The 14,352-nt window shown below is 70.1% G+C and carries 15 protein-coding genes; 9 read left to right on the forward strand and 6 right to left on the reverse strand.

What is annotated here, in order from left to right; translation table 11 throughout:
• Positions 1-51: 51 nt before the first annotated feature.
• Positions 52-1,659, reverse strand: a complete 1,608-nt coding sequence (locus tag AC069H_RS14955) for an ABC-F family ATP-binding cassette domain-containing protein (protein WP_478232648.1) — start codon at positions 1,657-1,659, stop codon at positions 52-54.
• Positions 1,660-1,808: 149 nt separating this feature from the next.
• Positions 1,809-2,279 carry a MarR family winged helix-turn-helix transcriptional regulator gene (locus AC069H_RS14960; RefSeq protein ID WP_478232649.1) on the reverse strand — a complete coding sequence of 157 codons (471 nt, stop codon included), beginning with the start codon at positions 2,277-2,279 and terminating at the stop codon, positions 1,809-1,811.
• Between the two features lie 151 nt (positions 2,280-2,430).
• Here AC069H_RS14960 and AC069H_RS14965 point away from each other — a divergent pair, with 151 nt between their 5' ends.
• From AC069H_RS14965 to AC069H_RS14975, 3 genes are read left to right on the forward strand one after another with little or no spacing between them, the layout of a single operon-like run.
• On the forward strand, positions 2,431-3,009 hold the full coding sequence (locus AC069H_RS14965) for an ArsR/SmtB family transcription factor (protein WP_478232650.1): 579 nt from the start codon (positions 2,431-2,433) through the stop codon (positions 3,007-3,009).
• Positions 3,006-4,244 (forward strand): MFS transporter, encoded by a 1,239-nt coding sequence (locus AC069H_RS14970; protein ID WP_478232651.1) that lies wholly within the window; start codon positions 3,006-3,008, stop codon positions 4,242-4,244. The genes AC069H_RS14965 and AC069H_RS14970 overlap by 4 nt, the downstream gene beginning before the upstream one ends.
• 15 nt (positions 4,245-4,259) lie before the next feature.
• On the forward strand, positions 4,260-5,084 hold the full coding sequence (locus AC069H_RS14975) for a metallophosphoesterase family protein (RefSeq protein WP_378444121.1): 825 nt from the start codon (positions 4,260-4,262) through the stop codon (positions 5,082-5,084).
• Between the two features lie 110 nt (positions 5,085-5,194).
• Here AC069H_RS14975 and AC069H_RS14980 read toward each other — a convergent pair whose 3' ends face one another.
• A complete protein-coding gene (locus AC069H_RS14980) occupies positions 5,195-6,094 on the reverse strand; it encodes a PAC2 family protein (protein WP_126732014.1) in 900 nt (299 codons plus the stop codon).
• A gap of 178 nt (positions 6,095-6,272) precedes the next feature.
• Between AC069H_RS14980 and AC069H_RS14985 the strand changes: the two genes are divergently transcribed.
• The 5 genes from AC069H_RS14985 (at position 6,273) to hisG (ending at position 10,194) form a co-directional block, all read left to right on the forward strand.
• The gene (locus AC069H_RS14985; protein ID WP_478228325.1) at positions 6,273-6,953 is read left to right on the forward strand and encodes an HAD family hydrolase; all 681 of its coding nucleotides are present in this window, start codon (positions 6,273-6,275) and stop codon (positions 6,951-6,953) included.
• A 56-nt stretch (positions 6,954-7,009) separates the two neighbouring features.
• Positions 7,010-8,473 (forward strand): AlkA N-terminal domain-containing protein, encoded by a 1,464-nt coding sequence (locus tag AC069H_RS14990; protein WP_478232652.1) that lies wholly within the window; start codon positions 7,010-7,012, stop codon positions 8,471-8,473.
• 15 nt (positions 8,474-8,488) lie between these two features.
• Entirely contained in the window at positions 8,489-8,980 is a 492-nt protein-coding gene (locus AC069H_RS14995) for a methylated-DNA--[protein]-cysteine S-methyltransferase (protein ID WP_340682101.1), read from the forward strand.
• Positions 8,981-9,052: 72 nt separating this feature from the next.
• Positions 9,053-9,316 carry a phosphoribosyl-ATP diphosphatase gene (locus AC069H_RS15000; RefSeq protein ID WP_034306611.1) on the forward strand — a complete coding sequence of 88 codons (264 nt, stop codon included), beginning with the start codon at positions 9,053-9,055 and terminating at the stop codon, positions 9,314-9,316.
• 32 nt (positions 9,317-9,348) lie between these two features.
• Positions 9,349-10,194: an ATP phosphoribosyltransferase gene (gene hisG / locus AC069H_RS15005; protein WP_478232653.1), complete on the forward strand. Its 846-nt coding sequence runs from the start codon at positions 9,349-9,351 to the stop codon at positions 10,192-10,194.
• 72 nt (positions 10,195-10,266) lie between these two features.
• Here hisG and AC069H_RS15010 read toward each other — a convergent pair whose 3' ends face one another.
• From AC069H_RS15010 to AC069H_RS15020, 3 genes are all read right to left on the reverse strand, one after another.
• Complete coding sequence (locus AC069H_RS15010) at positions 10,267-11,202, reverse strand: ParA family protein (protein WP_034306615.1); 936 nt, start codon at positions 11,200-11,202, stop codon at positions 10,267-10,269.
• A gap of 162 nt (positions 11,203-11,364) precedes the next feature.
• Entirely contained in the window at positions 11,365-12,150 is a 786-nt protein-coding gene (locus AC069H_RS15015) for a thioesterase family protein (RefSeq protein ID WP_478228328.1), read from the reverse strand.
• 9 nt (positions 12,151-12,159) lie between these two features.
• Complete coding sequence (locus tag AC069H_RS15020) at positions 12,160-13,053, reverse strand: RecB family exonuclease (RefSeq protein WP_340681807.1); 894 nt, start codon at positions 13,051-13,053, stop codon at positions 12,160-12,162.
• 128 nt (positions 13,054-13,181) lie between these two features.
• Here AC069H_RS15020 and AC069H_RS15025 point away from each other — a divergent pair, with 128 nt between their 5' ends.
• A complete protein-coding gene (locus tag AC069H_RS15025; protein ID WP_340681806.1) occupies positions 13,182-14,333 on the forward strand; it encodes a M50 family metallopeptidase in 1,152 nt (383 codons plus the stop codon).
• The last annotated feature ends 19 nt before the right edge of the window (positions 14,334-14,352 follow it).

The raw sequence follows: 14,352 nt of genomic DNA on the forward strand, positions 1-14,352 counted from the left end.
GAACACTGCCGGGGGCGGGAAGTTCCCGCCCCCGGCAGTGTGTATAACGCCCTAGACGGCGACGCGCCCGGCTTCCAGCCGGAGGTGGTCACCCGCCCAATCGCGCCGCAGCCACCGGTCATGCGACGCGATGACGACGGCACCCGGCGCGGAATCGAGCGCGGTGAACAACTCCTCGGCCAAGGTGAGCGAGATGTGGTTCGTCGGCTCGTCCAGCAGGAGCACCTCCGGCGGGTCGGCGATCAGCAATGCCAGCGCGAGCCGCCGCCGCAGCCCGACCGACAACGCGCCCACCCGGGTCCCGAGATCGCGCGGGGCCAGCAATCCCAGGCCGCGCAACGGGGGAGCGTCCTCGCCGAGGGCTTCGGCGTAGGTCCGCTGCGCGGTCTTCTCCGGCTCGGCGAACGCGACGTCCTGAGCCAGCATGCCGATCCGCACGCCGCGTCCGGAAAGGACGGTGCCGGAGTCGGGTGTCAGCGAGCCGGCGAGGACGGACAGCAGCGTCGACTTCCCGGCGCCGTTCCCGCCGGTGATCAGGAGCCTCGACGTCGTGGTGACGTCCAAGGTCGCCAGCCGCAACCGTCCGGCGATCTCGATGTCCCGTACGGAGATCGCCGTCTTGCCCTCTCCGGGTTCGCCGGTCAGCTCGCCCTGGAACCGCAGCGGCGCGGGCGGTTTCCGCACCTGGTCGCGTTCCAGTTCGGCCAGCCGCAGCTGGGCGTTGCGGACTCGGCGTGAGATCTGCTTCTGCACCCTCCCGGTCTTGAAGTCGTAGAGCATCTTGGCGTTGTCGCGCTGCGGCCGGTTGTGCGCGACGTTGCGCGCGGTGACGGCCACCGACTCACGCAGTTCCTTGAGCTCGTCCTGTTCCTCGGCGTAGCGCTGCTCCCAGCGCGCCCGTTCGGCCCGTTTCTGGTCCAGGTAGTCGGAATACGTGCCGCCGTACCGGGTCGGTCCGCCCAGGGCCGGGTCGAGGTCGACGATGTCGGTGCACACCGCGTCGAGGAACACGCGATCGTGCGACGACAGCACGAGGACACCGGTCAGCGAGGCGAGATGCTGCTCCAGGAACTCCATCGCGGCGTCGTCGAGGTGGTTCGTCGGCTCGTCCAGGACGAGCGTGCCCGGTCGCCGGATCAGCAACGCCGCGAGGCCGAGCCTCGACCGTTGCCCGCCCGACAGGGTGCCCAGTTCGCGCGCCGGGTCGATCCCGGCGAGCCCGAGACCCGCGCACACGACCTCGGCACGCCGGTCGGCGTCCCACAGGTCGTGTGCCTGGGCCCATTCCAGGACGGTGCCGTACTCGTCGAGCACGGCGGCGTCGTCCGGCTGCCGAGCCAGCGCCGCGGTCAGCTCGTCGAGCCTCGCCGACGCCTGCCGGATCTCGGCGAGCGCGTCGTCGACGACGTCGGAGAACCGCGCGGTGAGCGGGAAAGGCAGCTCCTGCAAGAGGAAACCGAGTTCGTCGCCTCGCAGTACCTCACCGCTCTGCGGCTCTTCGACGCCGGCCAGCAAGCGCAGGAGCGTGGACTTGCCGACGCCGTTCTCGCCGACCAGTCCGAGCCGCTGTCCCGCCGAAGCGGTCAGGCTGACGCCGTCGAGGACGACGCGGGCACCGTAGGAGTGGACGAGGTCCTTGGCGATCAGGGAAAGAGACATACGACATCACCGTGTTTCGCGGACATGAGGGATCCTCGCCGGGCCTCATGGCTTTACGGGAGCGGTGCTCGACCGAAGCCGCCTCGGAGCGGGGAAGGTGTGATGTCAGTTGTCCATGATGCGAGGAGTCTAACGCAACCGGTGTAGCGTTAGTCAACCCCCTTTTCGGAACGCAGGCGAGCGGCCTCCTGTTCGGCGAACGCGCGCCCGTCGGTCATGACGCCGAGAAGCGCGGTGAGCTGGCGCCGGTCAAGTCTGCCGAGGCGGTCGCCGAAGAAGCGGGCCATGGGGGAGTAGAGGTCGGCGACATCGTCGAGCCGGTCGGGTAGTGGGCGGATCGCGAGGCGGCGCCGGTCGGCCGGGTCGGGGACGCGTTCGACCAGGCGCCGCTCCTCCATGCGGTCGAGCATCCGGGTCACCGCGCCGGTGGTCATGCCGAGGGCCCGTGCCAGCCCGGTCGGCGAGGTCGCGGCACCGCTGATGACCAGCTGGAGGCCGTGCAGCTCGGTGGCGCTGATCCCGAGTCGCTCCGCCATGGCCGCCTGGAACAGGACGGTCGCGCTGACGAACCGGGGGATCTCCAGAGCCGCCGCGGTGGCGAGTTCGCGCTGGTCAGGCATGTGCTTCCTTGTTCAGTCGTTGAGTCATGCAGTGACTGCATCGTGCAGCAACTGTCCCGGCAAGGGTATCCGGGGCGCCTTGACATCCGGTCGGCCACCTGTGAATCTGAAAGAGAAATTTCGAAAGACTTCTTTCAGATTGGCTGGGCCGATGACCGGGTTACCGCCGCGCAAGCGGATCGAAGACGTCGAGCTGATGCGGGCGCTGGCGCATCCGCTGCGTTCGGCGCTGGTGGACCACCTCATGGCGGTCGGTCCGCGGACCGCGAGCGAGTGCGCGGAGGCCGTCGGCTCGACGGCCTCGAACTGCAGCTGGCATCTCCGTCAGCTGGCGCAGCACGGTCTCGTGGAGCGGGTCGAAGGGGAGGACGGGCGGGAGCGGCCGTGGCGGGCGTGCCAGGTCGGCATCGAGTTCGGCGACGACCCGGAGCTGCGCGGCGCGCAACTGGCGGTCGTCGGCACCACCCTCGCGCGGGAGAAGGAGCTGACCGAGCGCTATCTCGACGCCGCCGACCGGCTCGACGAGGAATGGCGGGACGCGTCGGGGATCAACAACTACTCGCTGCGGGTGACCGCGGCGGAGCTGGACGAGCTGGTGCGGGGGATCGACGCGCTCGTGCGGCCCTATGTCGGCGCGATCCGTGAAGACGCTCCCGCGGAGGCCCTGCCGGTCCACTTGGGACTTCGGGCGTTCCTCCGCATCGACGCCGAGGGGAAGCCGAGCAGATGAAACCGTTGAGAGAACCCGCCTTCGCGCGGTTGTGGATCGCTGCCTTCTTCTCCGAGACCGCCGAGTGGATGCTGCAGATCGCGTTGCCGGTGTTCGTCTTCCAGGCCACCGGTTCGGCGGCCACGACGGCGTTGAGCATCGTCCTCGGCCTGGTGCCCGCGGTGCTGCTGAGCCCGGTCGCCGGCGTGATCGCGGACCGCTGGAACCGGCGGCTGGTGCTGTGCGTGGTGTGCGCGGGACAGGCGTTCGTGGCGCTGCCGCTGCTGTTCGTCGCGTCCGGCGGCCCGGTCTTCGTGATCTACGGGGTGATGGCCGCGCAGGCGGGTCTGGCCTCGTTGTTCGAACCCGCCCGCAACGCGCTCGTGCCCGAACTGGTCGCCCCCGGCGAGCTGATCGGTGCCAATGGCCTGATGAGCATCAACGGCAGCGTCGCTCGCCTGGCGGGCGGCTGGGCGGGTGGTCTCCTGCTCGGATTCGGCGGCCTGGGCTGGGTCGTGGTGGCCTACCTCGGCGTGCTGGTGATCGGTTCGGCCCTGCTGGCGCGCCCGTTTCCGCGCGTCGCCGCGCCGAAACCGGCCGGACCGCACGAACCGGTGTTGCGAGCCTGGATCGACGGGCTTCGCGAGATCGGCCGCGAAGGGCGCCTTCGCCTCGCCGGTGTCGTCGTGGTGCTGACGTCCCTGGCGCAGGGGATGTTCCTGGTGCTGTTCGTGGTGTTCGTGCTCGACATCCTCGACGGCACCGAAGGCGACGTCGGCCTGTTGCGCGGTGTGCAGGCCCTCGGCGGGCTGGCCGCAGGCTTCGCCGTCGCCACCGTCGCCCGCAAGGTCGCGCCCGCCGCTCTGCTCGGCTGGGGCGGGCTGGCGCTCGGTCTGCTATCGGCCGTGATCTGGAATCTGCCCGCGTTGACCGCGTCGCTGGGTGTCTTCATCGGGCTCTTCGGGCTGGTCGGCGCCCCCGGAGTGCTGGCAGGCTCGGGTCTGCTCTCGCTGGTCCAGACCGCCGCGTCCCCTGAGCGGTCCGGCCGTGTGCTGAGCACCGTCTTCGCCGGGACGGCGGGGTTCACGGCACTGGGCGCGCTGTTGACGGGCGGCCTGCTCGACGTGCTGGGCTCCGGTGTCCTGCTCAACGTCCAGGCGGGCCTGCACACCGTCTCGGCGTTGGTCGTACTGGGCGTGTCGGCGTCGGGCAAGGTGCGCCGTGACCCGATTCCGGCGGTTCCCCGGTCCGGGTGAAGCTACGGTGGTGGAGTGCCGCATCTCTTCGCCACCAGCGACCTCCACGTCACCCATGAGGGCAACGCCCCGCTCGTCGACGAGGTCGTCCCCAGGACCCCCGACGACTGGCTGCTCGTGGCCGGTGACGTCGCCGAACGCGCCGAATCCGTGATCGGGGTGCTCAGGACCTTGCGTGAACGCTTCGCGAAGGTCGTCTGGGTGCCCGGAAACCACGAGCTGTGGACCACCCAGAAGGATGAATGCCAGCTGCGGGGACAGGCGCGCTACGAGCACTTGGTCGAGCGCTGCCGCGAGATCGACGTCCTCACTCCGGAGGATCCGTACCCGGTGTGGGAACACCAGGAGAAGCCGCTGACGATCGCCCCGCTGTTCGTGCTCTACGACTACAGCTGGCGCACCCCCGCGGCCGACGGCCTGCCGATGCTGGCGGCCATCGAGCAGGCAAGGGAGGCCGGCGTGCTGTGCACGGACGAGTTCTTCCTGCATCCGGACCCGTATCCCAGCAGGCAGGCGTGGTGTGCCGACCGGGTGAAGATCAGCACGGAACGGCTGGAGGCGATCCCCGAGGACCACGGGACGATCCTCATGTCGCACTGGCCGCTGCACCGCCACCCGACCGAGCCGCTGTACTTCCCGGAGTTCGCGCTGTGGTGCGGGACGACGGAGACCGAGGACTGGCACCAGCGCTTCCGGGCGGAGGTCGCCGTCTACGGGCACCTGCACATCCCGCGCTCCACGGAAGCGGACGGTGTGCGGTTCGAAGAGGTTTCGCTCGGCTATCCGCGTGAGTGGCGGAAGCGGTCGCGGGGGCCGATCCCGCTGCGGCGCATCTTCTGACGCCTCCTCAGTACCGGTGTCCCTTGCTCACCCGGAGTCCGTGAAGGCCTCCTTGCCTACCCTCAGCGTAGGCAAGGAGGCCTTCACGGACCGGCCTCGAGGCCGGGAGTTCAGCCGCGTCCGGGACCGTCCTGGCCGGGACGGCGCCGTCGCAGGTACCGCTCGAACTCGGCCGCGATCTTGTCCCCGCTCACGTCGTCCAGCGTGAACTCGGTCTCCGCGTCACCGCGCTCCTCGAGCCCCCGGACGTACTCGCTGATCTCCTCGTCCTCCTCGGCCATCTCGGTGACCGTCCGCTGCCACTCCTCGGCCTGCTCGGGCAGGGCGCCGAGCGGGATCTCGACGTCGAGGACGTCCTCGAGCTTGTGCAGCAGCGCCAGCGTGGCCTTGGGCGACGGCGGATGCGAGACGTAGTGCGGCACGGCCGCCCAGATCGACACCGCCGGGACGCCCGCCTGCACGCAGTAGTCCTGCAGGACCCCGACGATGCCGGTCGGCCCCTGGTAGTTGTTCAGCTCCAGGCCGAACTGCGAAGCGGTGTCCTTGTCGTACGCCGTCCCGGTGACCGGGACAGGGCGGGTGTGCGCGGTGTCGGCCAGGAGCGCGCCGAGGGTGACTACCGTGGCGACTTCCAGTTGCTGGATGTGCTCCAGCAGTTCGGCGCAGAAGGCGCGCCAGCGCATATTCGGTTCGGGGCCCTGGACCAGCACGATGTCGCGGCTGAAGCCCTCCGGGCGGCACACCGAGAGCCGCGTGGTCGGCCAGTCGACCCTTCGGGTGACGCCGTCCACCATGCGTACGGTCGGTCTGCTGACCTGGAAGTCGTAGTACTCGTCAGGACTCAGCTCGCTCAGCGGTGTCGCATCCCAGTTGAGCTGGAGATGCTCGACCGCCCGGCTGGCCGCGTCACCTGCGTCGTTCCATCCTTCGAAGGCGACGATCATGATCGGCTTGCTGTCATCCGGGTGGTCGCGGCCGGGCCGCTGGGTCTCGTCGACGGGCTCACTCACCGGACCAGCCTACGACCAGGCGGCCGTGCGGCGTTGGGCATGTCCGGTGGCGTTTCGCCGGGGCGAACCGTGCGGAGCCGACGTAACGCGACATTTCGGGCAGTGGCCTCGCCGCCGACGTGAATCCGTCTCGGCTACCGTGGGTCCCGGAAGGTCCATCCGATCATGAGGGGGAACCGTGACCGAACCGTCCACACTGGACGGACTCGCCGCCGTGCTGTGGGACATGGACGGCACGCTGGTCGACTCGGAGAAGCTGTGGGACGTCGCGCTCTACGAGGCCGTCGAAAGCCTCGGCGGCACCTTGGCCGAGGAGCAGCGCCTGAGTCTCGTCGGGTCCAATATGGACGACACGGCCGCCTTCCTCCTCGAAGTGTGCGCCAGGCCCGTCACGCCCGAGTCGATCGCGGAGATGGGGGAGTGGATCCGCCGCCGCACGGCCAATCTGTTCGACGGCCCGCTCCCGTGGCGCCCCGGCGCGCAGGAGCTGCTCGAACTGTTGCGCGCCAACGGTGTCCCGATGGCGCTGGTCACCTCCACCGAACGGTCGCTGACCGAGCTCGCGCTCAACACCATCGGCCGCGAGCACTTCGCCGCCACGGTCTGCGGCGACGAGGTCGATGGTCTGAACAAGCCGAACGCCAGGCCGTACCAGCTGGCCGCGGAGTTGCTGGGAGTCCCGGCTTCCCGGTGTGTCGCGATCGAGGATTCCCCGCCAGGCGCGGCTTCGGCGGCCGCCGCGGGCTGCACGGTGGTGGTGATCCCGAACGACGTCGAGGTCGAGCCGGGTGAACGGCGCGTGTTCCGTTCGTCGCTGGTGGGTCTCGACGTGTCGGCGCTGACCGCGCTCCTGCCTTGACCGCCATGTCGCATTTCCGCTAGACCCAGCCCCGTGCGGTCGGTGATGCTTGCCGGGTGCATGAGGATTTCGAGCGCTGCGTCCGGGCGGTCCAGTCGAAGGACGCCCGGTTCGACGGCTGGTTCTTCACCGCGGTGCTGACGACGCGGATCTACTGCCGGGCGAGTTGCCCGGTCGTCCCGCCCAAACCGGAGAACATGAGCTTCTACCCGAGCGCGGCCGCCGCGCAGGAGGCCGGGTTCCGCGCCTGCAAGCGATGCCGTCCGGACGCGAGCCCGGGTTCGCCGCAGTGGAACGAGCGCGCGGACCTGGTGGCCAGGGCGATGCGGCTGATCGCCGACGGCGTCGTCGACACCCACGGAGTGAGCGGGCTGGCCGCCCGGCTGGGCTACAGCGTCCGGCAGGTGGAGCGGCATGTGCGCGCCGAACTCGGTGCCGGCCCGCTCAGCCTCGCCCGCGCGCAGCGGGCGCAGACGGCACGGCTGCTGATCGAGACGACCGGCCTGTCGATGATCGACGTCGCCCTCGCCGCGGGCTTCGGCAGCGTCCGGACCTTCAACGACACAGTGCGAGAGGTCTTCGCCCTGTCCCCGACGGAGCTGCGGGCTCGCGTCCGCACGGCGCCGGCCACCGCACCTGGAACGCTGAGCCTGCGCTTGCCGTACCGGAAGCCGTTGTTCCCGGACAACCTCTTCGGGCATCTGGTCGCGACAGGCGTCCCCGGCGTCGAAGAATGGCGCGACGGCGCGTACCGCCGGACGCTGCGGCTCCCGCACGGTCCCGCCATCGTCGCGCTCAAGCCGGAGGACGGCTACATCGGCTGCCGTCTCACAGTCTCTGACCTGCGAGACCTCTCGACCGCGATCAGCCGTTGCCGCCGCCTGCTCGACCTCGACGCCGACCCGATCGCGGTCGACGAGGCGCTGGCGGCGGACCCGCTGCTCGAGCCACTCGTTGCCGCCGCGCCGGGCAGGCGGGTGCCGAGGACGGTCGACGGTGACGAGTTCGCCGTCCGCGCCGTACTGGGCCAGCAGGTGTCCACCGCCGCGGCCCGCACCCACGCGGCCCGGCTGGTCCTCGCGCACGGTGCCCCCGTCGACGACCCGGACGGCGGCCTCACACATGTCTTCCCGGACGCCGCCGCGCTGGCGGACATCGACCCGGAGAGCCTCGCGATGCCGCAGAGCCGTAAGCGGACCCTGCTCGGTCTCGTGGCCGAACTGAACGACGGCGACCTCGACCTCGGCGCGGGAAGTGACTGGCAGCGAGCCCGCGAGCGGCTGCACGCGCTGCCCGGTTTCGGCCCGTGGACCGTCGAGAGCATCGCGATGCGCTCGCTCGGCGATCCGGACGCCTTCCTGCCGACCGACCTCGGCGTCAAGGTCGCCGCGAAGGGTCTCGGACTCGGCCCGGCCGCGTTCGCCGCGCACGCCGAACGCTGGCGCCCGTGGCGCGCCTACGCCGTCCAACACCTCTGGGCGACCGGAGATCACCCGATCAACCGGCTGCCCGCCGCCTGAATTTCGAGGAGCGCCATGCGCACGCACACCGTCATCGACAGCCCGTACGACAAGCTGACCCTGGTCGCGGACGGCGAAAGCCTCTGCGGGGTGTACATGGTCCAGCAGCGGCATCGCCCGGCCGAGGAGACGTTCGGCCATCCGGATCCGGGCTCGCCGATCTTCGTGGACACCGAAAAACAGCTGAAGGAGTACTTCGCCGGCCAGCGGAAGGAATTCGATCTCCCACTGAGCTTCGGGGGCACCGAATTCCAGCGGATGGTCTGGGAAGGGCTGCTCGGGATCCCGTATGGCGAGACGGTCTCCTACGGTCAGCTCGCCGACCGGCTCGGCAGGCCCACCGCGTCGCGCGCGGTCGGTCTCGCGAACGGGAAGAACCCGATCAGCATCATCGTGCCGTGCCATCGGGTGATCGGTTCCAACGGCGATCTCACCGGATACGGCGGTGGCGTCGAACGGAAGCGGCACCTGCTCGACTTCGAGCGGGGCGGCGCGGCGCTGTTCTGAAGTGTGACGCGACCGGCACCACACCGGCCCGGGGCAGCGCGGTGCGGGCGCGGATGGAAGGATCTCCAGACTGTGAAGACCTTCGATGAGCTGTTCGCCGAGCTTGCCGACCGCGCCCGCACGCGGCCCGACGGTTCCGGCACCGTCGCCGCGCTCGACGCGGGAGTGCACGCGCAGGGCAAGAAGGTGCTCGAAGAGGCGGGTGAGGTGTGGATCGCCGCCGAGCACGAATCCGACGACAGGCTCGCCGAGGAGATCTCACAGCTGCTGTACCGCGTGCAGGTGCTCATGCTCGGCCGAGGACTGTCGACAGAGGACGTGTACCGGTACCTGTGACGCGTTCGCGTCCGGAGAACCAAGGAGAAGCAATGCTGCGTGTCGCCGTGCCGAACAAGGGAGCCCTCGCCGCCGCCGCGTCGGAGATGCTCGGAGAGGCCGGCTACCGCAGGCGACATGAGGCCCGCGACCTGACCGTGCTGGACACCGTCAACGAGGTCGAGTTCTTCTTCTTGCGTCCCAAGGACATCGCGATCTACGTCGGGTCCGGCGAGCTGGATCTCGGCATCACCGGCCGCGACCTCGCGCTCGACTCCGGCGCCCCGGTCGAGGAGATCCTCGGCCTCGGCTTCGGCGGTTCCACCTTCCGGTACGCCGCACCCGCGGGCCGGGAGTGGAAGGCCGGAGACCTGCAGGGCAAGCGGCTCGCGACGTCGTATCCGCGCCTCGTGCGCGAGAACCTGAAGCAGCACGGGGTGGAGGCGGAGGTCATCCGTCTCGACGGCGCCGTCGAGATCTCGATCCAGCTCGGCGTCGCCGACGCCATCGCGGACGTCGTCGAGTCCGGACGTTCGCTGCGCCAGCACAACCTCGTGGCCTTCGGGGATCCGATCTGCGTGTCGGAGGCGGTGTTGCTGCAGCGGGCCGGCACCGAGCACACTCGGCCGAAGGACCAGCTGAAGGCACGGCTGCAGGGAGTCGTCTTCGCGCAGCACTACATGATGCTGGACTACGACTGCCCGCGTTCGCTGCTCGACGCGGCCATCGCGATCACGCCGGGTCTCGAGTCCCCGACCGTCGCGCCGCTGGCGGACGAAGACTGGGTGGCCGTGCGGGCGATGGTGCCGCGCAAGGAGGTCAACCGGATCATGGACGAACTCGCCGAGACCGGCGCCAAGGCCGTGCTGGCTTCGGACATCCGGGCCTGCCGCCTCTGACCCCGGTCACAGACGCCATGAAAGGTCCTTTCCTTGCGAAATTTGCAAGGAAAGGACCTTTCATGGCGTTGGTCAGCGGGGCCGGTTCGGCTTCTTGGGCATCAGGTCGTAGAGCTTCTTGCGTGCCCCGTTGTCCTTCGCACTGCGGGTCACCGACACCTCGGTGATGAAGTCCTCGAAGACGAACTCCTCGTCCGCGGGCACGATCGCCGCGGCAGGATGGTTCTGCAGATAGCCGTCCAGTGTCGCCGCGATCTCCCGGAACGACAGCGCCTGCAAGGTTTCCGGCGCGTAGGTCGTCACCGGTACGCCGTGCGCGGCGGCCTCGTTCATCACGACGCCGAGTGGGACGTGCGACAGCATCGGGATCCCGAACGCGTACAACTCCTGCAACGCCGCCGCCGCGTAGTGCGAGATCGGGCGGCGGTACAGACCGGGGACGAGGCCGTAGTAGGCGATCGGCGGACGGCCGACGGTCTGTTCGACGTAACGCACCTGGTCCGCGAGCAGGCGCAGCGCGCGGATGCTCGTCCGGTCCGGCTGCACCGGCACGAGGATCCCGTGCGAAGCGGCGAGCGCGTTGTTGGTCAGGACGTCGAGCGCGGGCGGGCAGTCGATGATGATGTGGTCGTAGTTCGCGAACTGGATGACCCTGGCCAGCTGCCAGCCGGGCACCCGGAACTGGTCCAGCCGCCGGATCAGGTCGAACATGCCCGGCGAGGTCGGGATGACGTCGAACGCGCCGCCCCGGCCGAGGTTGCTGCGCGGATGCCGCACGGCGAGTTCCTCGATCGGCCCCTTCCATACCTTGGTCAGGGCTTTCGCCAGGCTGGGCATGTCATGCGCCACCTCGTCGAGCCCGAGGAGTTCGGTGGTCGCGTGGCCCTGGGGGTCGAGGTCGATCAGCAGCACCCGGCGGCCGCGTTCGGCCAGTGCGGCCGCCGCGCCCACGCTGAGTGAGGTCTTGCCGACCCCGCCTTTCTGGTTGACCACCGAGGTGATCTGCATGCCGAAGCGCTCCCTGTGTCTGTTGTTCCGGGAAGGCTATTGGAAACCCGCCGAGAAAGCGCGTCTATCCGATGGTGTTTTGGTCGCGCGCTACCGGAAGCATCCCGCACGGCGCGGGCCCGCGACTGCGGTGCAGCTGGTCAGGGCCGTGCGGCTGCCACGTCAGCCCGCCTGTCGCGGTCGCACCAGGAGAGCCTGGGCGCCGGAGGCGACCGGGCCCGAGGCGTCGTGCAGCGTGGTGGTCGCCGTCCCGATTCCGTTCGGGCCGACCAGGGTGGCCGCGTCGACGCCGATCCAGTCGCCCAGCGGTGGGCGGCGGAGGTGCACCGTCAGCTCCGAGTTGATGAACCACCACACACGCGGGTCGAGGAAGTTCGAGATCCCGTTGCCGGAGTCCGCGAGGACGAACAGCCGCTGCAGCGGGCTGGGCTTCTCCCCGTCGACGAGGGCGACGTGCTGGCGGCCCCAGACGGTCGCCGGTCCAGCCGCGTCGAGCGCGCCCTTGACCCGCCGCCACTCGACGGCGTCGAGGTACCCACCGTGCCAGCCCTCCGGCCAGGAGGACGTCGGCAGCCCCTCCGGCGAAGGCAGCGCCGGACCTTCCGCGGTGGCCACCGCCGTGGTGTCCGAGGTCGCGATACGCCACGCCGACGCACGGGCGACGACCCGCTCACCGTGGGAGAGTTCGGCCACCAGCCACTCGACCGAGCGGCCCGGCCGCTCCACCCACGCCCGCACCGAAAGCTCCTTCAGCGGCGCGGGCCCGAGGATCTCGATCGTCACCCGTGCCAGCTGGCTCGCGTGCGTCGCCTCGACCTCTTCGAGCGCGCGGACCAGCAACGCCGAGGGCGGCCCGAAGTGCTGCGCGTCCGGGGTCCAAGGGCCGGCGGTGTGCGGGGTCGGGAGGAAGACGCCGTCACCTGACGGCACGTAGAAGGCTTCTGTCACAAGGGCACTCTAATCAGCACGGTCCAATACGGACTCCTCGCCGGGATCCGGCTCTGGCCAGCCAGGATACGGCGGGGGAGTGCCGCCGTACTGCGGGCAGAGCGCCTGGTGATCGCACCACGCGCAGAGTTTGCTCGGATTGGGGCGGAAATCGCCGGTCTTGCCCGCTTTGAGGATCGCCTGCCAGATCGCCTCCAGTGTGCGCTCGAAGCGGATCAGCTCACCCTCGTCCGGCGTGTAGGCGAGGGACTGCCCGTCGGTGAGGTACATCAGTTTCAGCTGGCGCGGCACGACACCGCGAAGCCGCCAGAGGACCACGGCGTAGAACTTCATCTGGAACATCGCCTTGGCCTCGCCGATCTCGCGCGGCGCGGCGCCGGTCTTGTAGTCGACGACCCGGATCTCGCCGGTCGGCGCGACGTCCAGCCTGTCGACGTAGCCCCGAAGCAGCACTCCGGAGCCGAGCTCGATCTCGACGTGCAGCTCGCACGCCTCAGGCTCCAGACGGCGCGGATCCTCGAGGCCGAAGTAGGTGTCGACGAGCTGCTCGGCCGACGAGAGCCACGAGGTGACGGCCTCGGGATCATCCTGGTCGAACAGCTCGATCCATTCCGGGCGTTCCGCGGACAGGTCCTCCCACGCCGGCGCGAGCAGTTCCTTTGCCTGCGGCGGGGTGCGATCGGCTTGGGGAAGGGAGAACAGGCGCTCCAGCACGGAATGCACCAGCGTGCCGCGCAGCTGGGCCTTCGTCGGGACCTCGGGCAGTCTGTCTACCGCTCGGAAGCGGTAGAGCAGCGGGCACTGCTTGAAGTCGCTGGCACGCGACGGGGACAGGGCCGGCCGACGGCGCGGGACTTCGGCGCCGGGCGGCGGATCGGCGGTGACCGTGTCGGTGTCGGGCATGGGGTGAGCGTATCGCCGGGCACCGACAGTTTCGGGGCCGCGACGCACCGGAGCGACATGACCGACACCACCCGGACGGGAAGGGCGGGTTACCGGCACCCCACACCTGGGCATCTACGCTCTGACACATGGCGGTGACGGGTGAGCAGGGCCCGCCTCGACGAGGCGTGGCGCCAGAGGGTGGGCTCCTGCTGTTCCGGGTATCCGGGATCCCCGTGCTGCTGGCCCCTTCGTGGTGGATCGGCTCCCTGATCATCGTGGTGCTCTACACGCCGCTGGTCGGGCGGATCCTGCCCGGCGCGACGACGTTGACCTCGTGGCTGCTGGCGGCCGCGTTCGCGGTCCTTCTCGGACTCTCCGTGCTCGCGCACGAACTCGGGCACTGCCTGGTCGCGCTGCGGCTCGGGATCCCGGTCCGGCGCCTGCGGCTGTTCCTGCTCGGCGGTCTCTCCGAGGTCGCCAGGACCCCCCGCGAGCCGAGGCAAGAAGGGCTCGTCGCGGCCGCGGGACCGATCGTTTCCCTGCTGCTCGGCGGTTTCTGCGGTCTGCTCATGTTCGCCGTCCCACCGGAAAGCGCGGCATGGCTGCTCATCGCCGAATGCGCCGTCGCGAACTTCGCCGTCGGGATCTTCAACCTCCTTCCCGGGCTTCCGCTCGACGGCGGCAGGCTGGTCCGCGCCGGGGTCTGGGCGGCGACCGGCCGCCGTGAGAAGGGCACGCGGGCAGCGGTCGTCGGTGGCGGTGTCGTCGCCGCCGGACTGCTCGTCTGGGCGCTGTGGGGGCTGGCGGCGGGCAGCGAGGACCGCTGGCTCCGGCTCGGTGTCTGCGTCGTGACGGCGTGGTTCGTGATCCTCGGCGCCCGAAGCGAACTCGCCGCCGAAACCCGCCGGGGGTGGCCGGAAGGTGTGCGGCTGAGCGAACTCGTCCGTCCCGTTCTCCAGCTTCCGGCGGAAAGCCCCGTCTCGGACGCGCTGGCCGCATCGGCGGGCCGCGGGGTGGTCCTGGTGCGTGCCGACGGCGTCGCGGCGGGCCTGCTCGACGAGACGGCAGCCGCGCAGCTGGCCGGGACGTCGCCGCACGCGCCCGCGGAGATGGCCGCGGAGCCGATCCGTGCCGACACCGTGCTGCTTTCCTCGGAGTCGGGGGAGGAGATAGCCGAGCGGGTGCGGGAAACGGCCGCGTGGCAGTTCCTCGTGGTGGACGACGAAGGCAGGCCCGCGGGGGTGCTCAGGCGTGAAGACCTGCGCGCCGCGATGACCCGGAGCCGACCCCCGGCGTAGCGCGGTGCGGCCACCTGCG

The sequence above is a fragment of the Amycolatopsis sp. NPDC043887 genome (assembly GCF_056435665.1).